Below are 23,446 nucleotides of genomic sequence, written 5' to 3' on the forward strand. Positions count from 1 at the left end.
GCCCTGGTCCCCGGGCCGCGCGGCGGCGGGCGCGGGGCGGTCTCCCCGCCGGTCCGTCGCCCCGCCCCGGCGCACGGCGACGGCGCGAAGCGGCGACGCGTGACCGTCCGCCCGGCGCCTCCGCGACGAACCGACCGCCTCGGGACGGTGCCGCGCCGCGTTCGGGGAGGCGGCCCCGTCACGCCTCCGCGGTGGGATTCCCGCCTCGGAAGGGCGCCATCGGACGGCCCTCGACGGGCCAACCGGCACGGCCCGGCCGAGCACCGCACCCGGGCCGCGGCGCCAGGCGGCGGCCACGGCGGGCCCGGGGGCCGCGGGCCGACCGCCCGGAGGCACAAGTCCGTCGCCCGGCACCGTGGAAACCCCCGGGTCGTTGCGGCGGGGGGCCGTCGCGAGGCCCGCGAAGCCGGTCCGCGTGCGTGCGCGGTGACGACGGCTCATGTCACTCCCCTCCGCCCGCCAGATCGCTCTCGTCCGCCGCGCCCGCCGTACCCGTGACTGTCCACGGGAAGTCGGCGGCGCCCGGGAAGAGGATCGGGACGTGGAGCTTGACCGTGGCCTTGTAGACCGAGCCGTCGTCGCCGGAGCAGTCGATCTCGGCGCTCCAGGAGCCGGGGATGTCCTTGCTCGCCGCGTCCTGGCAGGCGCCCGCGCCCTTGGTGGCGCCCGCGCGGGCGCCCTTGTCGGCCGAGTTGCCCGCCAGCGAATACGTATAGCCGACCAGCACCACCTGCCAGACGACCGCGAGCACGATCAGGGCCAGCGGCAGGACGCCGAGGAATTCGACCGTCACCTGGCCGCGGTCGCCGCCCCGCTTGCGCAGGAAGCCCTTGGCGGACGGCGGGGCGATCTCATTGAGCGCGTCGGTGCCGTCGCCCACGCTGCCCTGCGCCGGGTCGCCGCCGGCCTCTATGGCATGGCGCCGCCGCAGCCCCGGCAGGGCGCGCTCGCCGCCGCCCCCGGCCGCGTGGCCGCCGCGGTGGGCGGCGCGGCGGCCGCCGCCCGGGGGCGCGGCGTCCACCAGGCCCAGCTCACCGGCCAGCCCCCACAGCGCCTGTTTGACGGCCGACTTGGCGTCCAGGTCCTGCATCCGGCCCGAGTCGACGGCGGGCTGCAGCTCCTTGAAGCCGGCCGGGATCGCCGTGCGCGCCACGGTCGTCCCGGTGGCCCGCTGGACGAGCTGCGGCTGGATCTCCGCGCTGCGGGTGTGCCGGTTGACCACGGTCACGGTCTCCTCCGCCTTGCGGATCTGGAGCCGGTCCCACAGCCGGACCATGCGCTTGGCGGCGCGCACCGCGACCACGTCCGGAGTGGTCACCAGCAGCGCGATGTCCGCGATCTCCACGGCGGCGGCGCCCGCTGAGGTCATCTGCGTGCCGCAGTCGACGACCACGAGCTCGAAGCGCGACCGCAGCGCGCCGATGACCTGGCGCGCGGTGCGGTCGGTCACCTCCTCGCCGCGCTCGCCCTCGCCCGGCGCGAGCAGCAGCCCGAGCCCGGTCTGGTGGGTGAACACCGCGTCCTGGAGCACCCGGGGCGAGATGTCGCTGATCTGCGCCAGATCGGCGATCGAGCGCCGGAACTGGACGTCGAGGTAGGAGGCGATGTCCCCGGACTGCAGGTCCAGGTCGACGAGCGCGACCTTACGGCCCGCGGCCCGCGCGGCGAGCGCGAGCTGCACGGCGGTCACGGTGGTGCCGACGCCGCCCTTGGCGCCCGCGACCGCGACCAGCTTGCCGCCGGGCCCGGCGGCCAACGGATCGCCGCCGCCCCCGAGATGGCGCCGCACGCCCGTCGCCCACTGGGCGGCGCCCTGGACGCGGGCCGCCAGCTCGTCGTACGACAGCGGTATCCCGACGATGCCGCGGGCCCCGGCGTCCATGGCGGCCGAGTACAGCGCGGGCCCCGCGTCGGCGGTCACCAGCACCACGCCCACCGCCGGGAAGCGCAGCGCGATCTCGCGGATCAGCTCCAGCGCGGGGGCCGGGCCGATGCGCTCATGGACGAGGACGACCTCCGGCAGCTCCTCCAGGGAGGCGGCGGCCAGCGAGGCGAGGGTGTCGAGCAGCAGGGTCGAGTCGCCGACCGGCGCCGACGGTTCGACACCGGGCAGCTGGCCGAGCAGCCCGCTCAGGGAGCGGGCGGCGTCGGGGTCGCCGGCGGCCGGCAGAATCCTGATCGTCACCGCGGCACCTCCTCACTCATTTGTCGCCGTCGAGGGTGTAGGTGCGGTCGCCGGGGCCTATGGAGGTGCCCCCGCCGGGGGCGACCAGCGCGAGCCGCACATGCGAGGCGAAGGACTCGGCATAGGCCACGCGCTGTGCGTTCTTGGTGTCGAGCGCGAAGGTGATCGGCACGGCCTCGTCGATCCGCCGCTTGTCGTCCTGGTTGGGCTCCAGGGCGGTGATCTTGCCGAGGTCGAGCACCTCGGCGCCCGCGACGATCAGCTTGGAGACCGCCTCCTCGCCCTGGGAGTTGCCCTCGAAGGTCGCGTAGATGTTGACCTTCGCACCGGGGGTGATCTTCCCGGCGACGCCGGTGGCCGCATCGATCATGATGGCGATCTCCTGCTGCCCGGGCTTCAGGGCGGGCCGGTTCGCGATCATGTCCCGCTGCAGCAGCGACCCCTTGGTCAGCTGGGTCACCGCGATCTTCCCGCGTAGCTCGGCGAGATCGGTGACGGCGGTGGACGGCACATAGCGCTTGGGCATCGAGACCTTCTCGAACTCCCCCGCGTCCAGCGCCTTGTAGGGCTTGACGTCCGAGGTGAGCTTGTAGGCGGTGGTCTCGGGGCCGACCTTCGACTCCACGTCGTTGACGACGGAGAGCACTCCGGCGAAGGCGCCGACGGCGCACAGGACCGACAGGAGCAGCAGGATGACTCCGCGGCGCTGGCGTGAATTCATGGGACGCACAACCTCGTTCGGGGACGTTACCGGCTGGTCAGGGCGGGACGTTGGGACGTGAGCAGTGCGGGGATCTCATCGCCGCGCGCCACCGGGCAGGAGCAGAAGGCACAGCGGTCGCCGATGAGTTCGAAACCGCACCAGTGGCATTCCTCTCTCCGTACGGAGGCCACGAGCTGGTAGAGGACCGACAGGTCCGGGATGGCCGCGGCGAACTCGATCAGCTTCGGGGTGCCCCACCAGCGCGCCGACTCGGCGGGCAGCGGCACCTCCTCCACGCCCCGCACGCCCCAGGCGGGGGCGAGGGCGCCGGTGACCCAGTCGTCGTGGCCCGCGCCGCCGCTCCCGTAGCCATGGCTGTTCAGCTGGCCCCGGGCGACGGTCATGGAGGTGGCATACCCGGGGGCGGGCAGTTCGGACGCGCCGCCGCCGACCTTCACCAGCCGGGGGGTGGGGTGGGCGAGCACCCCGAAGTGGGCGCCGGGCACCCAGGACTTGACGTGCGAGGTGAGGCTGACCGGGACCCGGTCCAGCCGGGCGACGCTGCCCAGCAGGGCGCCCGCGTGGATGTAGTGGGAGAGCAGCCGGGCGGCGCACGCCAGAACGCCGGGGCTGAAGTCGGAAATGGAAAGCTGACGTAACTGACGGGCCAGTACGGCCACGGCCAGCGGGGGCAGTTCGAGCGGCAGCAGCGCCATCCGGTCGCTCTCCAGGACGGAGCGCACGACATGGAGCCGGCGGACCACGGCCGCGGGGGTCGCGGCGGGATAGAGCACGACGAGATAGCCCTGCTGGTCGAGGAGGTTCCCGACCTCGGCGAGGGCGTCGTCGAGTGACTGTGCGTCCGGCGGGCGGAGCACGACGGCCGACGGGGTCTGCCCGTCGGGCGGCGGAAGCACCAGCTCACGGCCGGTGACTGCTATCGCGGTGGGCACGTCGGCTACCCCGTCTCACATCGGCGCCGAGCGGCGGCGGCCGCAGGTCGTTACTGCCCCTGTCTCATTACTGCCCCTGTCCTGGTGCGTCGTCACTTTATCCACGAAAACGGCGTGAGAGAACAGTTCCTCTGGGTTACGCCACCCGGGTCCGATGCGGAGTCCGCGCATCCCCTTGACAAGGTTATTGGTCTGGACCACTTTACGTTCATACGGTGGCCACCGTCCGCAATCTCCTCCTTCACACCGGCTTCCCAACGGATTCCCCCACGGAGGCAGTCATGGACCGTGCCCCACACCCCCGCCCCACCCGACTCAGACGCAGCTTCGCGCGGCTGACCAGCGCATTCGCCGCAATCGCCCTGGGCGCCACCGGCCTGGTCGCGCTCGGCGGCACCGCCGCGGGCGCCGCCGCCAACCTCGCCCAGAACCCCGGCTTCGAGTCCGGCCTCAGCGGCTGGACCTGTTCCGCCGGGAGCGGCACCACCGTCGCGAGCCCCGTCCACAGCGGCTCGGCCGCCCTGAAGGCCACCCCGGCGGGCACGGACAACGCCCGCTGCGCCCAGACCGTGGCCGTCAAGCCCAACTCCTCGTACACCCTCAGCGCCTGGGTCCAGGGCAGCTATGTCTACCTCGGCGCGAGCGGCACCGGCACCACCGACGTCTCGGCCTGGACGCCGTCGGCGCCCGGCTGGCAGCAGCTCAGCACCGGCTTCACCACCGGCGCGGGCACCACCTCGGTGACCGTCTACACCCACGGCTGGTACGGCCAGCCCGCCTACTACGCCGACGACATCACCCTGACCGGCCCCGGCGGCGACCCCGGCGACCCGGTGCCGGGCGCCCCGAGCGGCCTCAAGACCGGCGCCGTCACCTCGTCCTCCGTCGATCTGTCCTGGTCCCCGGTCACCGGCGCGACCGGCTACAACGTCTACCGCGACGGTTCCAAGGTGCAGTCGGTCGGCGGGACTTCCGCGACCGTGACCGGGCTGGCGCCGACCACCTCGTACCAGTTCCAGGTCACCGCCACCAACGCGGCGGGCGAGTCGCCCAGGTCGGCCGCCGTCACGGGCACCACCTCCGCCGGAGACGGCGGGGACGGCGGCACCGTGCCCAAGCACGCGGTCACCGGCTACTGGCAGAATTTCAACAACGGCGCGACCGTGCAGAAGCTGCGCGAGGTCCAGGACCAGTACGACATCATCGCGGTCGCCTTCGCGGACGCCACCGGCACCCCCGGAGCGGTCGACTTCACCCTCGACCCCGCGGTCGGCTACGGCAGCGAGCAGCAGTTCAAGGACGACATCAAGGCCAAGCAGGCGGCCGGGAAGTCCGTCGTGATCTCCATCGGCGGCCAGAACGGCACGGTCTCGATCAACGACTCGGCCTCCGCGAACAACTTCGCCAACTCCGTCTACGCCCTGATGCGCGAGTACGGCTTCGACGGCGTCGACATCGACCTGGAGAACGGCCTCAACGCCACCTATATGACCCAGGCACTGCGCTCCCTGTCGGCGAAGGCCGGGTCCGGCCTGGTGATCACCATGGCCCCGCAGACCATCGACATGCAGTCCACGTCCAATGCCTACTTCCAGACGGCACTGAACATCAAGGACATCCTGACGGTGGTCAACATGCAGTACTACAACAGCGGCTCGATGCTGGGGTGCGACGGCAAGGTCTACTCACAGGGCTCGGTCGACTTCCTCACCGCCCTGGCCTGCATCCAACTGGAGGGCGGACTCTCCCCGTCCCAGGTCGGCCTCGGCCTGCCCGCCTCGACGCGGGGCGCGGGCAGCGGCTATGTCTCCCCGACGGTCGTGAACAACGCCCTGGACTGTCTGGCGCGCGGCACGAACTGCGGCTCCTTCAGACCGTCCCGTACCTACCCGGGTCTGCGCGGCGCGATGACCTGGTCCACCAACTGGGACGCGACGGCGGGCAACGCGTGGTCGAACGCGGTGGGCCCCAAGGTGCACGGTCTGCCGTAGCGTGACGCGGCCCCTCTCGCGGGGATGGGCCAAGGGGGCCGGGGCGCAAGCGCTCGGCCCCCTCATCCGCATTTTTCACCCTCATGGGCAGGGAAGACGTCGCGCGGGGTTGACAACGGCATTGGTCTGGACCACCTTATACGCACGCCACAGGGGCCCCTGAACGCGCACTCGCACCACCTCCCCCACATCTCCCCCCACGTACGGAGGCTGTCGTGGTACGCGCACAGTTCACCAAGCGGCTGCTCGGAGCCGCCGCAGTCGTCGCCATCGCCGCCGGAGGGCTGATATCCGCCGGCTCGGCCAACGCGTCGGAGGACCACTCCGACGCCAAGCAGCACGCCGCCGCCGTCCCCGAGCACGCCGTCACCGGGTACTGGCAGAATTTCGACAACGGCGCGACGAAGCAGAAGCTCTCGGACGTCCCGGACGACTACGACATCATCGCGGTCGCCTTCGCGGACGCCACCGGCTCCCCCGGTGCGGTCGACTTCAAGCTCGACCCCGCCACCGGCTACAGCGACGAGCAGCAGTTCAAGGACGACATCAAGGCCAAGCAGGCGGCCGGGAAGTCCGTGATCGTCTCCGTCGGCGGCGAGAAGGGCTCCATCTCGGTCAGCGACGACGCCTCGGCGGACGCCTTCGCCTCCTCCATCACCGGCCTGATGGACAAGTACGGCTTCAACGGCGTGGACATCGACCTGGAGAACGGCGTCAACTCCACGTACATGACCAAGGCCCTCAAGGCCATCCACGACAAGAAGAGCGATGTCGTGGTCACCATGGCGCCGCAGACCATCGACATGCAGTCGGCGTCCACCGAGTACTTCAAGACCGCCCTGGCCATCAAGGACTTCCTGACGGTGGTCAACATGCAGTACTACAACAGCGGCTCGATGCTGGGCTGCGACGGCAAGGTCTACTCCCAGGGCTCGGTCGACTTCCTCACCGCCCTCGCCTGCATCCAGCTGGAGAACGGCCTCGACCCGTCCCAGGTGGGCATCGGCGTGCCCGCCTCCACCAGCGGCGCCGGCTCCGGCTATGTCGAGCCGGGTGTCGTCAACGACGCCCTCGACTGCCTCGCCAAGGGCACCGGCTGCGGCTCCTTCAAGCCGTCGAAGACCTACCCCGGCATCCGCGGCGCGATGACCTGGTCCACCAACTGGGACGCGGCCGCCGGCAACGCCTGGTCGAAGGCGGTCGGCGCGCACGTCCACGGGCTGTAGACCCCCAGGACGCGAACGACAGTTCGACGTACGCCGGTGCGCCCCGCTCACACCATGCGGGGCGCACCGGCGTACTGGTGTGCGCTACGGCTTGGGCAGCGCACACCCCGCCAGGTTCAAGTCGATCTTGTTGCCGGTGGTCACGCACTTGGTGATGCCGTAGGTCTCCTGGGCGTAGTTGATGCCCTGGCGCACCGTCACCGTGCCGTTCTCGTCCACCTCGCACGGGTTGTTGAGGGTGCAGCGGCCGCCGTCCTCGTTGCCCGTGTTGTTCACGGCCACGACCTTGCCGGACGCCGGGTCGACGACGGGAGAGCCCGAGGTTCCGCCGATCGTGTTACAGGCGGAGGTGTAGCGGACCGAGTCCTTCCAGGTCCAGTCCCCCTCCTTAAGGCGGTATGCAAATCCGTCGATATTGCAGGAGTAGATCTTCTTCCAGTAGCCGGAGACCACATTGATGGCGGAGCCCTGGGTCGGGTGGCTGTCCGACAGTTGCAGCGCCTTGATGCCGTACGCCGACTGGATCTGGGCGTATGTGGACGTCAGCTGGTACAGCGAGATGTCGGTGTCGGTCATCGTCGCGTACGCGACCTTGCTCGCGCGTACGGTGCCGGCGCTGCCACCCGAAGCGGTCAGCAGGGTGAAGCTCCGGCTCGACGGCTGGTCGACGATCACCTCTCCCGCCCCGGGGAAGCCGCTCTCCAGGCAGTGGCCGTTGGAGAGCACGAGCGCGGGGTCGGTGTCGGCCGAGCCCGGCGTCCGGACGACGGAGCCGGAGCAGTTGCTGAGCGCCACCGTGCCCGCGAAGGTGACGGCGTTCGGGGCCTTGGCGGGGGATGCGGCCGCCGCGGGCGCCGCGCCCGCGCCGACGAGGGTCGCGCCGCCCAACAACAGGGCCGAGAGCGCACCGACGAGAGATCTGTTCATGCGGGGGGTTCCTTCCCTCGATGAGAGATTCCTTCGGCTTCGACCATTTCCCACCCTTGCGCATGTCATGCGCATGGCCGAACACTGGCGCAGCAGTCGCTCGCCCTTCACCCCCCAGGAGATGTCATGCGACGTCGCATCCGCGGCAGACGGGCCACCGCCCTCACCGCCTTGCTCACCCTCGCACTCGCCGCCCCCATGGCAGCTCAGGCCGACGATCCCGCTCCACGGCCCGGCACCGACCGCACCGCGTCACCCACTGCCCAGGGCGCCGACGAGAGCGTGCGTCAGTACGAGGTCTCCGGCCCCGCCACCCGGGCCGACCGCTCCGCCGTCGCCGCCACCGGCGTGTCCATCGACGAGGTGGACGCCCGCTCCCTGGTCGTCACCGCCGACGCGGCGCAGGCCAAACGGCTGCGCGCACTCGGCTACCGGCTCACCGCGCTCCAGGGCCCGCCCGACCGCACCGAGGGCAGGTCCGCCAAGCCGTTCGACTTCCCGTCGGCCGATGCGAAGTACCACAACTACGCCGAAGCGAACGCCGAGATCAACGCGGCGGTGGCCAAGTATCCGTCGATCCTCAGCAAGCGCGTCATCGGAAAGTCGTACGAGGGTCGCGACATCGTCGCCCTCAAGATCAGCGACAACGTGGCCACGGACGAGAATGAGCCCGAGGTCCTCTTCACCGCCCATCAGCACGCCCGTGAGCACCTGACGGTCGAGATGGCGCTCTATCTGGTGCGCCAGTTCACCGAGGGCTACGGCAGCGACTCCCGGATCACGGGCGCGGTCAACGGCCGGGAGATCTGGATCGTCCCGGATGTGAACCCGGACGGCGGCGAGTACGACATCGCCACCGGCTCCTACCGAAGCTGGCGCAAGAACCGCCAGCCCAACTCCGGCTCCTCGTCCGTCGGCACCGACCTCAACCGCAACTGGGACTTCAAATGGGGCTGCTGCGGCGGCTCCTCCGGCTCCCCCGGCTCGGAGACCTACCGCGGCCCCAGCGCCGGCTCCGCCCCCGAGGTGAAGGTCGTCGCCGACTTCGCCCGCAGCCGCGTCGTCGGCGGCAAGCAGCAGCTCAAGGCCGCTATCGACTTCCACACCTACAGCGAACTGGTGCTGTGGCCCTTCGGCTGGACGTACGACGAAACCACCACCGGCATGACGCGGGACGACTACGACGCCTTCGCAGCGGTCGGCAAGAAGATGGCCGCGAGCAACGGCTACACGCCCGAGCAGTCCAGTGAGCTCTACATCACCGACGGCGCGATCGACGACTATCTGTGGGGCACCCAGAAGGTCTTCGCCTACACCTTCGAGATGTACCCGACCGGCTCCGGCGGCGGCGGCTTCTACCCGCCCGACGAGGTCATCGACCGCGAAACCAGCCGCAACCGCGACGCGGTGCTCCAACTCGTGGAGAACGCGGACTGCATGTACCGCTCGATCGGCAAGGAAGCGCAGTACTGCGCCTGAGTTTGAGCCGAGGCCGTACGCCACGACGCGGGCGCCGTCCCGGCGGGAGACCTCCGGGACGGCACCTCGCGAAGGCCGCGAGTGCGGTCGTCTTCAGTAACGCTGTCGGCCGCCCGGGTAGCGGACAGGCTGACGGCACTCGGGCGCATCGGGAGGCGGGGGCCGCTCACCGAGCGCGTAGCACTGGGCCGCGTGCGGCTGCTCCGCCGCCGCGAGGTCCGGCCACAGCGGGGCCCAGCAACGGCGACTGCCTCGAAATAGCCCGGGGATACGCCGATGTCCCCGTCCGCGACAGCAAAACCCCGCGCGGCCCGGCGCTCGTATTCGAGCCGTCCGCGTGGTCGGCGTCTGTCTCCGCCGTCAAGCGCGGTGAGCTCCCCACCATCTGACCCAGGGTGCGGGCCACACCGCGGGCGGGCCCCTGACCGGCGATGATGCCGACCAGGGGCCGCCCTGCACGTGAGTGCGCGTCAGCCGTCGTTCTCCGCCGACGGGATGTAGGCGCCCGGCACGTCCTGAGGAGCGTAGATCTTCTTCTCACCCGGGTACGGCTTCGCCCAGTTGTGCGTCTCGTACCACGTGAGGTGGTTCATCTGGGCGGGGGGAGCGTAGTCCGGGACGGCATGGGGACCGGTCAGCCGCTGCTTCGACTTCCACTGGCTCCACTGGGCGGCGACGTTCTTCATGTCCGTCGGCACCGAGGCCGACGGCACGGCCGCCGCCTTCAGGCTCTGCGCCGCGGGGGTGTCCAGACCACAGGACGGCGCGGTCTTCACACCGTCGGTCAGCGAGGTCCGGTTGGGCAGCGCCTTGAACGGCGTGAAGTCCGGGTGCTGGGTGAACGCCGCGGCCATCGGGGTGGCCGCGGTGTCCTTCTGGTTCATCGGCTGGATCCCGAGGATCTGCTCGATGGTCCGCATCATGTTGATCTGCGAGTAGTAGTGGCTGTCCACCGTGGCGTGCTTGGCCCAGGGGCTGATGATCTGGACCGGGGCACGGTGGCCGTCGACGTGGTCGAGACCCGCCTGGGAGTCGTCCTCGACGACGAAGATCGCCGAATCCTTCCAGTACTTGCTGTGCGAGATCTCGTCGACGATCTGACCCACGGCGAGGTCGTTGTCCGCGACCTGGGAGGCAGGGCTCACCGGGCCGCCGGTGTGGTCGCTGGAGAGCCAGAACATGTTCAGGTTCGCCGGACCGTTCTTCTGGAAGTCCTGCTTCCAGATCTGTGCCCGGTAGATGTCGGGGACGCTGGTGTCGAACTTCGGGAAGCCGTGCACCGACACGTCGTTGAGCGACGGGATCGGCGAGGTCGAGTTCAGCGGGTAGGCGGTGTCCTGACCGGTCGCCGCCATGTTCTTGGTGTCGCAGTACAGGTTCTGCCAGCTTGCGCCCGACGGCTTGGTCAGGAACTGCTGGAACTCACCGAAGTTCCGGACGGACTTGCGGGCCGCCTGCGCACCGGTCCAGATGAAACCGGTCTTCTGGTGGCCGAGGGCGTCGTCCTCGGTGTCGTAGCTGCGGGTGTACTCACCGGCCGATGACTCGGTGTACTCCGGGTCGTCGGACTGCATCAGCCAGTTGTGACCCTCGGCGGAGTTGGTACCGATGTCGTACGTGTTGTCGTACAGGCCGAACTGCTTGGCCAGGGCGTGCTGGTTCGGCGTGACGTTCTCGCCGAACTCGGTCAGCGACGGGTCGCCGTTGCCCTCCGGCACGTCACCCAAGACCTGGTCGTAGGTCCGGTTCTCCTTGACGAGCAGGAAGACGTGCTTGATCGTCGAGGGGTCGCCGAGCTTGACCGGGACCGGCACAGGCTTGGCCGGGGTGCCGTCGGTCTTCTTGAGGGACTCGCCGTTCCAGCCGTTCTGCTTGAAGACCTTGCCGGTGTAGGACCTGATCACTCTGTCGTCGGGCAGGGTGAACTTCTGCACGCTCGACGTCGTGTCGTGGGTGCCGTGCCCGCCGGTGGCCTTACGGCGGGCGTCGACGCCACGGGTGTTGGAGACGTACACCTGGTGGCCGGAGGTGGTGATCTCCGAGGGGAAGTAGTCCGTGGGGAGCAGGCCGACATAACTGACCGGCTCCTGCGCGGAGGTGAACTTGTAGACGGCGACGGCGTTGGCGCGGCCGAGGGTCACCAGCAGGTGACCGTCGTCGGTGAGGGTCACCGCGTCGGGCTCGTAGCCCACCCGGGCCTTGGCCCACGGCTGGGTGGAGATGGTCTGGACGACCTTGTCCTTCGCCGTGTCGATGACCGACACGTTGTTGTCGGCGGTGTTGGTGACGAACACCACGCCGTTCTTGGCGTACACGGCGGTCGGGTGCAGACCGACCCCGATGCTGGAGACCGCGGTGTCCTGGTCCGCCAGGTCGATGACGCTGACCGTGCCGCTGGTGGTGGCAGCGGTCTTCTGATCGGCGAGTACCTGCGTACCATACGAGTTGATCGTGGGCTCGCCGGGCTTGGCCGGGCGGCCACCCTCGTTGCTGACGTAGAGCTTGTCGCCGACGACGACCATGCCGCGCGGGGCGTTGCCCACGTTCCAGCTCTGCTTGATGGTCCCGGTCGCGGCGTCGATGGAGACGACCCGGTTCTGGCCGTTGACCGCCGAGTACACGGTCTTGCCGTCGGCCGAGAACGCCACCGCGCCCACCAGGGCGTGCTTGGACCCCTGCGCCGGGATGCCGACGGTCCGCGGGCTGGAGACGCTGCCGTCCGCGTTCACGGTGAACACGGTGTAGCCGTCCGGCTGGCCCAGCCACAGCTGCTTGCCGTCGGGCGAGTACGTCGGGCCTTCCTGGCCCACGTTGTTGCTGCTGATGCGGGGGTTCGACGACGCGGCGTTGCTGACGAGCTGCTGCGTCTTCCAGTTCTTCAGGTCCACGATGGCCAGGGCCGCGCCACCGTCGGTGACCGACGCGGCCATGTGCGTGCCGTCCGGGCTGACCGAGGAGGACATGATCTTGCCCTGGTTGATGACGAGACGGTCGCCGTACGGGGCGATGTACTGGTTGCTGGAGACGACCTGGCCATTCTCGGTGACCTGACCGACCTGGTCCGTGCCGAACTGGTGGGTCTGCGCGAGCGCCGTGCCGGCGGCCACGAGGGCGACAGCGGTGGTGCCCGCCGTCAACAGCGGTATCCGGCGGCCGATGCGTCTGCTGATGAGGCTGATCCGGGCTTCCTCGACGAGTTTGCGGCGGCGAGTTACCTGCATTGAGGTTATCCCTTCGGGGTGGTGTCGAGCAGTTCGACGTTGCCGTCGAACTGCCACAGCGGGTTCGGTGCGTCCCCATCGGGGGTCCGCACCAGGAAGTAGCCGTTCACTTCCTTCGGTCCATCGCCATCGGCCATGAACCGCCCGTCCGGAGTGACGTCGAGTTGGTAGATGGCCTGTCCGGTGGCCTCGACGCCGGGAAGATGCCAGGTCACGACGCAGCGCCAGTCGTTGCCCGGACCTTCCGCCGCGACCCTGACGCTTCCCTTGTTGCACGACGCCGTGGCCTTCAGCTGGGCCTCGGTGATGGCGGGTCGGTTGAGTTGGTCGGTCTGCATGCGATACAGGTGCGCGAACGCCGTGGCGAGCGAGCGCTGCACCTTGTCCTGCTCGATGCCGGAGCCCGTCGCCGAGGTCGTCGCGGCGACGACCGCGAACGACGCGGCGGCCACCCCGACGAGCGGCAGGACTCCGATGGTGATCGCACGGCGGCCCGAACCGTCGTGGGCCAGGTTGGTGAAGTCGCGCCGTACGAAGAGCACATACGCCAGCGCCGTCGCGACCACGGCCCATACGAGGCTGACAACGATGCCGATCAGCAGCGGGCCGAGTTGCTGGGGGCTGGTGAACAGACCGTTCCAGGAGATGAAGGCGTAGCTCGGCAGGGCGACGCGCACGGCCACCGGAAGCGGCAGCATCTGGGCGACCGCCATCGCGAGCGAGACGAACACGGGCACCAGCAGCCCCATCGGGGACCGTCCCAGCGTGACCGACCCGAGAAAGCCGAGTGCGGCGAGCGCCAGGGTCGGAGCGAGGACGCAGACCCAGGAGAGCAAGACCTGAACGGCGGCGTCCGACGGTGCCAGGAGATGGCCGTCGAGACCGACCAGCGGCTGGTCGCCGACCACGAGGAGGCCGCCGACGGTGCTGGAGACCGCGAGCCCGGCCACGAGCAGCAGCAGGACGGTGAGACTGGCCACCGCCTTCGCCACGAAGATCCGCCGAGGCGAGCGGACCGCGACGAGCAGATGGCGCCAGGTGCCGAGCCGGTCCTCGGAGGCGAACACATCACCGGCCACGACCGAGGTCAGCAGCGGGAGCGCCCAGGTCCCCGCGAAACCCAGCATCACCAGCGGCCCGGCCCACCCGGAGGCGAGCATCCAGCGCCCGAAGAGGGTGTCGACGGGAAGCGTGCTCTGCTGGCTCACCCCGGCGACGAAGAGGGCGGGAACGATCCAGCAGGCGAGCACCAACAGGCGGATCCGCCACTGGGAGACGAGCTTGACGAACTCGAAGCGACAGGCACGGGTGACGGGGACGCGACGGCCCCCGGTCACCTGCTCGTGTTCCTGCTCCCGGCTCCGGGTGAGAGGCTCGGTCATCTGTCGGCCTCCTGCCGCTCGGTGAGATCGAGAAACGCGGCTTCGAGCGGCGACACCACGGGAGTGAGCTCGCGCAGCGCGACGCCCCCCTCCACGAGCCGCACCACGAGTTGGTCAAGGGCGGGCATCAGGGCCCGTACGACGAGCAGTTCGGCGTCCTGCCGTACCCCGGCGTCGTCGAAGACCTGGATCCCCGGCGCGTCGTCCGCCAGCCGGCGCGCGGCCTGCGGGTCGGAGGTGAGCAGCCGGTAGTCGAGTTCACGGTTCTCGGTGGCCAGCTTGGACAGCGGGCCGGAGAAGACGACGCGTCCGGCGGCGAGGATGGTCACCTCGGAGCACAGCGCCTCGAGGTCGTCCATGTTGTGGCTGGAGAGCACGACGGCGGTTCCGTCGGCCGCGAGCTTGTTGAGGACACCGTGCACGTGCTTCTTGCCCGCCGGGTCGAGGCCGTTGGACGGTTCGTCGAGCACGAGCAGCCGGGGCTTGGTCAGCAGGGCGGCGGCGAGCCCGAGCCGCTGGCGCATGCCGAGGGAAAAGCCGCGGGTACGGTCGTCGGCGACGTCGGTGAGACCGACCTCGGCGAGTACGTCGTCGATCGCCGCCGTGCGCGCGTCGTGGCCGCGGAGTGCGGCCAGCGCGGCGAGGTTCTGCCGTGGGGTGAGCGAGGGGTAGAGAGCGGGGCCGTCCACGAAGCCGGCGACACCGTCGGGAGCGTCGAGTGCCCGCTCGACCGGTGTACCCAGGACCTCCAGGCGACCGCTGTCGGCCACCGCGAGCCCCAGCAGAAGGCCGAGCAACGTCGTTTTTCCGGCGCCGTTCGGTCCGACCAGGCCGTGGATCTGACCCTGCGTTACCTCGAGATCGATGCCGTCCAGGGCGACGACATCACCAAAGCTCTTCGTGATACCGCGAGCCCGGATTGCGCGGAGTTCTTCCATGGGTCCCTTTCCTTCACATGCCTCAAGGACCCTATGGATTGATCATGCCGCTCATGGGGATGAAGAGCTGAATGTATGTAGAACATAAAACGACTTGGCATTCGCGACGTGCCGCCGAGCGGGATCCGCCCCCTCTTCGACCGGAATTCTTTGCCATCACTTGAGCAAAGTTGGATGCTCTCATGAATGAGTTGCAATGGTGAATGTTGCGGAGATGCCAACTGGGCAGGGAGCGGAATTGAGCTAGAAGCGACGGCCCCCGAATCTCGGCAGTCTCTGCCGAGATTCGGGGGCCGTTGTCATGCGGGCGCCGTCCGCTAGATGACGATGCTCAGCAGGGCCGCCACCACGAAACCGGCCACCGACAGCACCGTCTCCAGCACCGTCCAGGACTTCAGCGTGTCGCTCTCGGAGATGCCGAAGTACTTCGCCACCATCCAGAAGCCGCCGTCGTTCACATGCGAGGCGAAGATCGAGCCCGCCGAGATGGCCATGATGACCAGCGCCAGATGGGCCTGGGAGTAGTGGCCCTCGGAGAGCATCGGGGTGACGATGCCCGCCGTCGTGACGATCGCGACTGTCGCCGACCCCTGGGCCACCCGGAGCACCACCGAGATCAGCCAGGCCAGCACGATGACCGGCAGGCCCGCGCTGTCGAAGGCGTCGGCCAGGGCCTGGGCGACACCGCTGCCCTTGAGGACCGCGCCGAAGACCCCGCCCGCGCCGACGACCAGGAGGATGTTGCCGACGGGCTTGAGGGAGGCGGTGGAGACGGTCTCCAGGGACTTGCGGGACCAGCCGCGCCGGATGCCCAGCAGGTAGTAGGCGAGGAGCAGGGCGATCGTCAGCGCCACGAAGGGGTGGCCGAAGAACTCGATGACCGAGCGGCCGGTGCTCGGGTCCAGCGCGACGGAGGAGAAGGTGGCGCAGAGGATCAGGACGAGCGGGGTGCCGATGATCGCGAGCACCGTGGCCACCGAAACCGGCCGCTCGGCCGGGGTGACGCCGGAGGCGCGCTGCTGGGCCGCGACCGCCTCCCGGGACTCCTCGGCCGCCTCGACCATGTCCTGCGGTACGGGGACGAAGATGCGCTTGCCGATCCAGGCGGCGTAGCCCCACGCGGCCAGCACCGACGGGATGCCCACGACGATGCCCATCAGGATGACCCAGCCCAGGTCGACATGGAACAGTCCGGCCGCGGCCACCGGGCCGGGGTGCGGCGGCAGGAAGGCGTGGGTCATGGACAGGCCCGCGAGCAGCGGCATCGCGTAGAGCAGGATCGACTTGCCGCTGCGCTTGGCGGCCGCGTAGACGATCGGCGCGAGGACGAAGATGCCGACGTCGAAGAAGACGGGTATGCCGAAGATCAGGCCGGTCAGCCCCATCGCGAGCGGTGACCGCTTCTCCCCGAAGATGCCGAGCAGCCGGGCGCTGAGCGCCTCCGCACCGCCGGAGACCTCGAGTATCGCGCCGAGCATGGTGCCCAGGCCGATGATGATGGCTATGTGGCCGAGGATGCCGCCCATACCGGATTCGATGAGCGATACGGCGTCCGACTTCTGGACCGTGCCGAAGAGTTCGGTGACCGAGAGACCGGCGGCCAGGCCGACCGCGATGGAGACGCCGAGCAGTGCCACGAAGGGCTGCAGCCGGACCTTGATGATCAGGTAGAGCAGTAGCGCGATGCCGAGGGCGGCGACGGTCAGCAGACCGGCGGTGCCGTCGATGAGCGCGAGCAGACCACCGGTGTGGGGTGGTGTCTCGGCAGCGGGAGCGGCCGCGAGCAACATGGGGAACTCCGGGTGTGGGTAGGGGGTACCGCCGCACGGCGGGGGGCCGCGCGCTGGGAGAGCGTGGGTGCGGTTGATCAGGGCTCGAGCTTCCGACGACGGGGACGGTGAGGACGAGTCAGGGGTGGAACCCGCGGCGGGCGAAAGGCGCTCCCGCCCGCCGCGGGGCTTTCGGGGTCAGCCCAGAACGGCGAGGGCGTCGATCTCGACGAGCAGACCGGCGGGGAGGCCGACGTAGACCGTCGTACGAGCGGCCGGGGCCTCCTTGAGGTCGGCGAAGAACTCGTTGTAGATCTCGTTGAATTCGGCGAAGTGGCCGGTGTCGGTGAGGTAGACGCGCACCATCATGGCGTCCTCCCAGCTCGCGCCGCCCTCCTCCAGCACGGCCTGCACATTGCGCAGGGTCTGCAGGGTCTGCTCGCGCAGGGTCGGCCCGACGGGGGTGGGGGCCTGGCCCGGGACGGCGGGGCCGAAGCCGACCTGACCGGCGACCTGGAGGACGTTCCCCTTCTTCACGCCGTGGGAGAACTTGGCGGGCGGGGTGGTGTGCGTGGCCGGGGTGATCGCGGTCTTCTGCAGCTTCTCGGTCATGAGGAGGGCTCCTCGGCTTTCTTCTCGGGTGTTTCTGCTGTTACTTGGGAGGGGTTCTGCGAGGCGTGGGACACCGGTGGGGACACCGCGGCGCCGCCCGAGTATTCCCGGCTGATCTCCTCCGCCGTGCGGCGCACCAGCGGCAGCAGGGAGAGGAGTTCCTCGGCGCTGACGACGACATTCGGCGCCGACACCGAACAGGCGGCGACGACCCGCCCGTCCGTTCCCCGGATCGGCGCCCCGACGCAGTTGATCGACTCCTCGTGGCCGCCGAAGTCGGTGGCCCAGCCCTGTTCGCGCACGGTCGCCAGTTCCTTGAGGAACGCGGCGGCGTTCGGCGTCGAACGGGGCGTGTACGCGGGGTAGGTGAGCCGCTCGGCCAGCGTCCGCCGCTCGGGCTCGGGCAGATCGGCCAGCAGCAGCTTGGCCACGGCGGCGACGGTGATGGCGACGGGCTTGCCGATCCGCGAGTACATCCGCACCGGGTAGCGGCTCTCCACCTTGTCGATGTAGAGCACCTCGTTCTCCTCGTACACCGCGAGATGGACCGTGTGCCCGCACCGCTCGTTGAGCGCCATCAGATGGGGGTGGGCGATCTCGCGGACGTCGAGGTTCTCCACCGCCTCCTGCGCGAGCGCGAAGAGACGGGCGCCGAGGCGGTAGCGCTGGTCCTGCTGGCGGTAGACCATGCCGTGCTCATGGAGGGTGCGCAGCAACCGCAGCGCGGTCGACTTGTGCACGCCCAGCCGCGTGGCGACCTGCTCCAGATTGGCCGGGCCCTCCGCCAGCAGCGGCAGGATGCTCAGCGCTCGGTCGACGGTCTGGCTCATGGGTCGGATACCTCCACCGCTGCGGTCTCGGCCCACTTTTCGGCGGGAGACGGCAGATCTGTCCAGCCGGGGCCGAATCGCAGTGTCCCCCACTGCGTGGCATCGAGTGCCACCAGGTGGTCGGCGTGCTCACGGGAGGGCGGGGTGCCGAGGTCGCCGGGGACGGTGAGGGCGGCGGCGGCCATGAGGTGGCCGTGGCGCAGCCGTTCGGCGACCGGCAGTCCGCGCAGGGCGCCGGAGAGGAAGCCGGCGGCGAACGCGTCGCCCGCGCCGACGGGGGCGATGACATCGACGCGCGGGGCGGGTTCGAAGGTGACGGCGTCGGTGCCGTCCGGGCGGCGGGCGTAGGCGGTGGCCCCGGCGCCGCCCTGCTTGACGACCAGCATCTCCGGTTCGGGCAGCGCCGCCCGGATCGCCGCCGGGCCGCGCAGCCCCCAGACCGCCTCGGCCTCGTCCTCGCCGACGAAGACGAGGTCGCAGCCGCGGGCGAGGCCGAGCAGGACGGCGGGGCCCTGTTCGGCGTCGTCCTCCCGCTGCCAGAGGGAGACGCGGTAGTTGAGGTCGAAGGAGACGAGAGGACGGCCGGGGGCGCGGGCGGTCAGCTCACGCATCAGCGCGCAGCAGTCGGCGGAGAGGGCGGGGGTGATCCCGGTCAGATGGAGCACCCGGCCGGACCAGGCCCGCTCCCGGGGGATGAGCGCCGGGGACATGGCCGCGGCGGCGGATCCGGCCCGGTAGTAGACCACCTCGGCGAGCGGCTCCGGCGACTGCGCGGCGCCGTCCCCGTCCGCGGCGCCGGACCCGTCCACCGTTTCGGAGCCGACGGCGCGCTCGCCCGCCGTGCGGAAGTAGATGCCGGTGGGGCGGTGCGGATCGCGCTGGACGTAGGCCGTGTCCACGCCGGTGGCCGCGATCTCCCGCACCAGGTGTTCGCCGAAGCCGTCCGTGCCCACCCGGCTGATCCAGCGTGCGCGGTGCCCGGCGCGGGCCAGGCCACAGGCGACATTGGACTCGGCGCCGCCGATGCCCCGGGCGAAGGAGGGAACGTCCGCCAGCCGGCCCGGGCGGGACGGGACGAAGGTCACCATCGACTCGCCGAGGCAGACGACGTCGATGTCATCGACGACATCAGCGACGCCATCGGCGGCCTCGACGCTGGGGAGAGGGGGCACGGTTGGTCTCGCTCCTCGGGGATGGACGGATGGGGGTCAGCCACACACCGTTGACCCGGTGCTGGGCGGGATGTTAGACAGCGCTAAGCGATATGCGCAATGAACGTTGCATAGATTGCAACCGGAATCCGTAATGGAGGCGCCTCCATGGCCACCGACCACAGCGACCGGGCCGTCGCCGCTCTCGCGCGGGAGCGCGTGGACCACCGCTTCAAGGGGCTGCCTCCGAGCGCCGAGGGCCTTACGGTCGGCGAGCTCGCCGCCGAGCGGCGCTCCCTGTTCACCGGCGGCTTCACCACGCCCGTCCTGGCCCTGTCGGCGGAGGCGCTGGAGCACAATCTGGTGGCGATGGAGCGCTACTCCGCCGCCCATGGGCTCGCCTTCGCCCCGCACGGCAAGACCTCCCTGGCCCCCCAGCTCTTCGAGCGCCAGCTCGCCCACGGGGCCTGGGGCATCACCGCGGCCGTCCCCACCCAGGTGCGGGTCTACCGGGCCTTCGGCATCCAGCGGATCTTCCTCGCCAACGAGGTCGTCGACGCCGCCGCCTTGCACTGGCTCGCGGCCGAGCTCGACGCCGACCCCGATTTCCGCTTCATCGCCTACGTCGACTCGGTGCGCGGCGTCGAGCTGATGGACGCGGCGCTGCGCGAGGCGGGCGCGCGGCGGCCGGTCGAGGTGGTGGTCGAGCTGGGCGGCGGCGAGGGAGCGCGCACCGGGGTCCGTACGGAGGCGGAGTGCGCGGCGGTCGCCGACGCGGTCGCGGCCACCGGGACCCTGCGGCTGGTAGGCGTGGCCGGCTACGAGGGCGAGGTGCCGAAGGCGGACGGCGAGCGGGTGCGGGCATGGCTGCGCCGGCTCACCGCACTGGCCGCGGAGTTCGACGCGGCGGGCCGCTTCGAGGGCGTGGACGAGGTGGTCGTCAGCGCGGGCGGCAGCGCGTGGTTCGACGCGGTGGCGGACGTCCTCGCGGAGCTGCCCACGCTGTCCCGGCCGGTGCTGAAGCTGCTGCGCTCGGGTGCGTATGTCTCCCACGACGACGGTCACTACCGGCATCTGACGCCCTTCAACCGCGTCCCGGAGGAGGGCGAGCTGCACCCGGCCTTCCGCCTGTGGGCCCAGGTCGTCTCCCGCCCCGAGCCCGGCCAGGCGTTCCTCAACGCGGGCAAGCGGGACGCGGCGTACGACCTCGATATGCCCGAGCCCCAGCTCATCCGCTCCGCCCGCGACGGCTCCACCCGCCCCGCCACGGGCCTGGCCATCACGGCCCTCTCCGACCAGCACGCCTGGGTCACCGTCGCGGACGGCACGGAGCTGGAGGTCGGCGACTGGGTGGCCCTGGGGCTCTCGCATCCGTGCACCAGCTTCGACAAGTGGCAGCTCATTCCGGTGGCGGAGGCGGACGGCACGGTCACGGACTACATCCGCACCTTCTTCTGACCCCTCCGGGGCTCCGCCCCACTCTGCGCACAGGGAGACGCACCCCATGGACCTGGTCATCCGCGACGCACGCGTCATCGACGGCACCGGCGGTGCCGCCTACCGGGCCGATGTGGCCGTGGACGGCGGCCGGATCGCCGCCGTCGTCCGTGAGGACGGCGGCGGGCCGCGCCCCACCGCCCGCCGCACCGTGGACGCGGACGGCCTCGTCCTCTCCCCCGGCTTCATCGACATGCACGCGCACAGCGACCTCGCGCTGCTCCGCGACCCCGACCACTCGGCGAAGGCCGCGCAGGGCGTGACCCTCGAGGTCATCGGCCAGGACGGGCTGTCCTACGCCCCCGTGGACGACCGGACCCTCGCCCAGATCCGCACGGCCATCACCGGCTGGAACGGCGGTGCGCCCGGGAGTACAGACATCGACTTCACCTGGCGCACCGTCGGCGAGTTCCTGGACCGCCTGGACCACGGCTTCGACGGCCAGGGCATCGCGGTCAACGCCGCCTACCTCATCCCCCAGGGCACCGTGCGGATGCTCGCGGTCGGCTGGGAGGACCGCGACGCGACACCGGCGGAGGTCGCCCGGATGAAGGAGCTGGTGGCCGAGGGGCTTCAGCAAGGCGCCGTCGGCCTCTCCTCCGGCCTCACCTACACCCCCGGCATGTACGCCTCCGACGCCGAACTCACCGAGCTGTGCCGGGTCGTGGCCGCGTACGACGGCTACTACTGCCCGCACCACCGCTCCTACGGCGCCGGCGCCCTGCGCGCCTACGAGGAGATGGTGGCCCTCACCCGCGAGGCCGGCTGCGCGCTCCACCTCGCCCACGCCACCATGAACTTCGGCCTCAACAAGGGCCGCGCCCCCGAACTCCTCACCCTCCTCGACGCCGCCCTCGCCGATGGCGCCGACATCACCCTCGACACCTACCCCTACCTCCCCGGCTGCACCACGCTGGCCGCGATGATGCCGAGCTGGGCGGCCGAGGGCGGCCCCGACGCGGCGCTCGCGCGGCTGCGCGACGACGCGACGGCCGAGCGCATCCGCCACGTCATGGAGGTGGAGGGAGCGGACGGCTGTCACGGCGTACCGATGGACTGGGACACGATCGAGATCTCCGGCGTGAACGACCCGTCCCTCACCGGCTACGTCGGCCGGACCATCGCCGCGAGCGCCCGCGAACGGGGCGAGGCCCCCTGGACCACCGCCCGCCGCCTCCTCCTGGAGGACCACCTCGGCCCCACGATCCTGCAGCACGTCGGGCACGAGGAGAACGTCCAGGCGATCATGAAGCACCCGGTCCACACGGGCGGCAGCGACGGCATCCTCCACGGCGCCAAGCCCCACCCCCGCGCCTACGGCACCTTCCCGCAGTACCTCGGCCGCTACGTCCGCGAGCTGGGCGTCCTCACCCTGGAGGAGTGCGTGGCCCACCTCACCTCCCGCCCCGCGGCCCGCCTCCGCCTCCCCGACCGCGGCCGGATCCACCAGGGCTACCGCGCCGACCTCGTCCTCTTCGACCCGGACACGGTGGCGGCGGGCTCGACGTTCGACACCCCACGCACCCTGCCGACCGGCATCCCCCACGTCCTCATCGACGGCCGCTTCGTCATCGAGAACGGCCGGCGGACGGACGTCCTGGCGGGGCGTTCGGTACGGCGGCGCACGGGCTGACCCGGGAAGAGCCGCGGTTCGCCAACGCCTTGCGGATGAGCATGCGTGCGCGTCCTTGCCCTGCTAACACCCGTGTTAGCAGGGTGTTAGCGGAGCGGCAGGCTTGCGGTAGCGGCCCCGACCAGAGTGGGTGACGTACCGAGAACAACGTCACCGACTGCCCCTGGGGGGACTCGACATGAACGCCCACACCACGGTCCGCACCGCTCGTCGCCGCAGCATGCGCATTGCCGCCGCGGCCCTGATCGCAGCCGCCGGTCTCAGCCTGACCGCCTGCAACAACGACACGGACGACACCGGCACGAAGAAGCCCGCGGCCTCCGCCGAGTCCAGCACCGGGGGCTCCTCCACCGGAGCGCAGGGCTCCGACGCCAAGCCCGACGCCAAGACCGGCGATACGGACAAGGCGCCATCCTCGGCCGGCGACCAGACCCTGGCGGACGGCAGCACGGCCAAGATCGACAAGCTCGGCACCCAGCACTACCGCCTCAAGATCATCAACGACGGTGCCGTCCTGGCCACGCTGGAGGCGAACCAGCGCGATGCCGGGCTCGACGCCAACGGCATGTACGTCGTGTTCACGCAGAGCGGCGAGGTCCACTCCTGGATGGGCGGCGAGCACAGCGGACCGGGCACCTTCAAGCTCGCGGGCGGCTGGACGGCCAAGGTCACGAAGGTCGGCGACGCCCACTTCCGCGCGGACATCATCGGCAACGAGGGCTCGGTGGACGGCACGCTGGAGGCGAACCAGCACGACGCCGGGATGGACGCCAACGGCGTGTACATCGTGCTCAGCGCCGGCGGTGTGATCAGCGCCCACGAGTAAGCACCTGCCCGACCGCGGCGGTGGGGGGGGGGGGCGGCGGGCCCCCCCCCCCCCCCCCCCCCGCCCCCCCCCCCCCCCCCCCCCCCCCCCCCCCCCGCCCCCCCCCCCCCCCCCCCCCCCCCC

18 protein-coding genes are annotated in these 23,446 nt (G+C 70.6%); 7 read left to right on the top strand and 11 right to left on the bottom strand.

Features of this window, described 5'->3' with window-relative positions:
* Window positions 1–442 precede the first annotated feature (442 nt).
* The 3 genes from ACFYOY_RS03580 to ACFYOY_RS03590 are packed head-to-tail and all read right to left on the bottom strand — an operon-like array spanning window position 443 to window position 3,841.
* Complete coding sequence (locus ACFYOY_RS03580; protein WP_388584525.1) at window positions 443–2,185, bottom strand: AAA family ATPase; 1,743 nt, start codon at window positions 2,183–2,185, stop codon at window positions 443–445.
* A gap of 16 nt (window positions 2,186–2,201) precedes the next feature.
* Window positions 2,202–2,906 (bottom strand): Flp pilus assembly protein CpaB, encoded by a 705-nt coding sequence (gene cpaB, locus ACFYOY_RS03585; RefSeq protein WP_388584528.1) that lies wholly within the window; start codon window positions 2,904–2,906, stop codon window positions 2,202–2,204.
* 26 nt (window positions 2,907–2,932) lie between these two features.
* Window positions 2,933–3,841 carry a hypothetical protein gene (locus ACFYOY_RS03590; RefSeq protein ID WP_351887101.1) on the bottom strand — a complete coding sequence of 303 codons (909 nt, stop codon included), beginning with the start codon at window positions 3,839–3,841 and terminating at the stop codon, window positions 2,933–2,935.
* A 281-nt stretch (window positions 3,842–4,122) separates the two neighbouring features.
* Here ACFYOY_RS03590 and ACFYOY_RS03595 point away from each other — a divergent pair, with 281 nt between their 5' ends.
* Both ACFYOY_RS03595 and ACFYOY_RS03600 read left to right on the top strand, forming a co-directional pair.
* Window positions 4,123–5,832 carry a glycoside hydrolase family 18 protein gene (locus tag ACFYOY_RS03595; protein ID WP_351887099.1) on the top strand — a complete coding sequence of 570 codons (1,710 nt, stop codon included), beginning with the start codon at window positions 4,123–4,125 and terminating at the stop codon, window positions 5,830–5,832.
* Window positions 5,833–6,047: 215 nt separating this feature from the next.
* Window positions 6,048–7,058, top strand: a complete 1,011-nt coding sequence (locus tag ACFYOY_RS03600) for a chitinase (RefSeq protein WP_388584532.1) — start codon at window positions 6,048–6,050, stop codon at window positions 7,056–7,058.
* 84 nt (window positions 7,059–7,142) lie between these two features.
* Here ACFYOY_RS03600 and ACFYOY_RS03605 read toward each other — a convergent pair whose 3' ends face one another.
* Window positions 7,143–7,985, bottom strand: coding sequence for a serine protease (locus tag ACFYOY_RS03605; RefSeq protein ID WP_388584535.1), 843 nt, complete (start codon window positions 7,983–7,985; stop codon window positions 7,143–7,145).
* 126 nt (window positions 7,986–8,111) lie between these two features.
* On the opposite strand from ACFYOY_RS03605, the gene ACFYOY_RS03610 reads away from it, so the two are divergent.
* Window positions 8,112–9,464 carry a M14 family metallopeptidase gene (locus ACFYOY_RS03610; protein WP_351887090.1) on the top strand — a complete coding sequence of 451 codons (1,353 nt, stop codon included), beginning with the start codon at window positions 8,112–8,114 and terminating at the stop codon, window positions 9,462–9,464.
* A gap of 2 nt (window positions 9,465–9,466) precedes the next feature.
* Window positions 9,467–9,853 carry a DUF397 domain-containing protein gene (locus ACFYOY_RS03615; protein WP_388584538.1) on the top strand — a complete coding sequence of 129 codons (387 nt, stop codon included), beginning with the start codon at window positions 9,467–9,469 and terminating at the stop codon, window positions 9,851–9,853.
* Between the two features lie 81 nt (window positions 9,854–9,934).
* Here ACFYOY_RS03615 and ACFYOY_RS03620 read toward each other — a convergent pair whose 3' ends face one another.
* From ACFYOY_RS03620 to ACFYOY_RS03650, 7 genes are all read right to left on the bottom strand, one after another.
* The gene (locus tag ACFYOY_RS03620) at window positions 9,935–12,685 is read right to left on the bottom strand and encodes an alkaline phosphatase family protein (protein ID WP_388584541.1); all 2,751 of its coding nucleotides are present in this window, start codon (window positions 12,683–12,685) and stop codon (window positions 9,935–9,937) included.
* Between the two features lie 5 nt (window positions 12,686–12,690).
* The gene (locus ACFYOY_RS03625) at window positions 12,691–14,067 is read right to left on the bottom strand and encodes an ABC transporter permease (protein WP_388584544.1); all 1,377 of its coding nucleotides are present in this window, start codon (window positions 14,065–14,067) and stop codon (window positions 12,691–12,693) included.
* Window positions 14,064–15,005: an ABC transporter ATP-binding protein gene (locus ACFYOY_RS03630; RefSeq protein ID WP_388584547.1), complete on the bottom strand. Its 942-nt coding sequence runs from the start codon at window positions 15,003–15,005 to the stop codon at window positions 14,064–14,066. Before ACFYOY_RS03630 ends, ACFYOY_RS03625 begins: the two co-directional genes overlap by 4 nt.
* Before the next feature lie 317 nt (window positions 15,006–15,322).
* The gene (locus ACFYOY_RS03635; RefSeq protein ID WP_093464286.1) at window positions 15,323–16,795 is read right to left on the bottom strand and encodes a GntP family permease; all 1,473 of its coding nucleotides are present in this window, start codon (window positions 16,793–16,795) and stop codon (window positions 15,323–15,325) included.
* 177 nt (window positions 16,796–16,972) lie between these two features.
* Window positions 16,973–17,386 (bottom strand): RidA family protein, encoded by a 414-nt coding sequence (locus ACFYOY_RS03640; RefSeq protein ID WP_351887078.1) that lies wholly within the window; start codon window positions 17,384–17,386, stop codon window positions 16,973–16,975.
* Complete coding sequence (locus ACFYOY_RS03645) at window positions 17,383–18,216, bottom strand: IclR family transcriptional regulator (protein WP_351887075.1); 834 nt, start codon at window positions 18,214–18,216, stop codon at window positions 17,383–17,385. Before ACFYOY_RS03645 ends, ACFYOY_RS03640 begins: the two co-directional genes overlap by 4 nt.
* Window positions 18,213–19,388: a sugar kinase gene (locus tag ACFYOY_RS03650; RefSeq protein WP_351887072.1), complete on the bottom strand. Its 1,176-nt coding sequence runs from the start codon at window positions 19,386–19,388 to the stop codon at window positions 18,213–18,215. Before ACFYOY_RS03650 ends, ACFYOY_RS03645 begins: the two co-directional genes overlap by 4 nt.
* A gap of 147 nt (window positions 19,389–19,535) precedes the next feature.
* On the opposite strand from ACFYOY_RS03650, the gene ACFYOY_RS03655 reads away from it, so the two are divergent.
* The 3 genes from ACFYOY_RS03655 to ACFYOY_RS03665 all read left to right on the top strand — a co-directional run bounded on the left by ACFYOY_RS03655 (window position 19,536) and on the right by ACFYOY_RS03665 (window position 23,323).
* Window positions 19,536–20,825, top strand: coding sequence for an alanine racemase (locus ACFYOY_RS03655; protein WP_351887069.1), 1,290 nt, complete (start codon window positions 19,536–19,538; stop codon window positions 20,823–20,825).
* A 46-nt stretch (window positions 20,826–20,871) separates the two neighbouring features.
* On the top strand, window positions 20,872–22,497 hold the full coding sequence (locus tag ACFYOY_RS03660) for a D-aminoacylase (RefSeq protein ID WP_351887066.1): 1,626 nt from the start codon (window positions 20,872–20,874) through the stop codon (window positions 22,495–22,497).
* 178 nt (window positions 22,498–22,675) lie between these two features.
* A complete protein-coding gene (locus ACFYOY_RS03665; protein WP_351887064.1) occupies window positions 22,676–23,323 on the top strand; it encodes a hypothetical protein in 648 nt (215 codons plus the stop codon).
* Window positions 23,324–23,446: the final 123 nt, after the last annotated feature.

It is taken from the genome of Streptomyces sp. NPDC007875 (assembly GCF_042868035.1).
Lineage (GTDB): Bacteria > Actinomycetota > Actinomycetes > Streptomycetales > Streptomycetaceae > Streptomyces > Streptomyces antimycoticus.

Bases quoted from the DNA above. Each gene is read 5' to 3' on its own strand.
- cpaB (WP_388584528.1), bottom strand. From the start codon at position 2,906: ATGAATTCACGCCAGCGCCGCGGAGTCATCCTGCTGCTCCTGTCGGTC.
- ACFYOY_RS03595 (WP_351887099.1), top strand. From the start codon at position 4,123: ATGGACCGTGCCCCACACCCCCGCCCCACCCGACTCAGACGCAGCTTC.
- ACFYOY_RS03605 (WP_388584535.1), bottom strand. From the start codon at position 7,985: ATGAACAGATCTCTCGTCGGTGCGCTCTCGGCCCTGTTGTTGGGCGGC.
- ACFYOY_RS03610 (WP_351887090.1), top strand. From the start codon at position 8,112: ATGCGACGTCGCATCCGCGGCAGACGGGCCACCGCCCTCACCGCCTTG.
- ACFYOY_RS03620 (WP_388584541.1), bottom strand. From the start codon at position 12,685: ATGCAGGTAACTCGCCGCCGCAAACTCGTCGAGGAAGCCCGGATCAGC.
- ACFYOY_RS03625 (WP_388584544.1), bottom strand. From the start codon at position 14,067: ATGACCGAGCCTCTCACCCGGAGCCGGGAGCAGGAACACGAGCAGGTG.
- ACFYOY_RS03630 (WP_388584547.1), bottom strand. From the start codon at position 15,005: ATGGAAGAACTCCGCGCAATCCGGGCTCGCGGTATCACGAAGAGCTTT.
- ACFYOY_RS03635 (WP_093464286.1), bottom strand. From the start codon at position 16,795: ATGTTGCTCGCGGCCGCTCCCGCTGCCGAGACACCACCCCACACCGGT.
- ACFYOY_RS03640 (WP_351887078.1), bottom strand. From the start codon at position 17,386: ATGACCGAGAAGCTGCAGAAGACCGCGATCACCCCGGCCACGCACACC.
- ACFYOY_RS03645 (WP_351887075.1), bottom strand. From the start codon at position 18,216: ATGAGCCAGACCGTCGACCGAGCGCTGAGCATCCTGCCGCTGCTGGCG.
- ACFYOY_RS03655 (WP_351887069.1), top strand. From the start codon at position 19,536: ATGGCCACCGACCACAGCGACCGGGCCGTCGCCGCTCTCGCGCGGGAG.
- ACFYOY_RS03660 (WP_351887066.1), top strand. From the start codon at position 20,872: ATGGACCTGGTCATCCGCGACGCACGCGTCATCGACGGCACCGGCGGT.
- ACFYOY_RS03665 (WP_351887064.1), top strand. From the start codon at position 22,676: ATGAACGCCCACACCACGGTCCGCACCGCTCGTCGCCGCAGCATGCGC.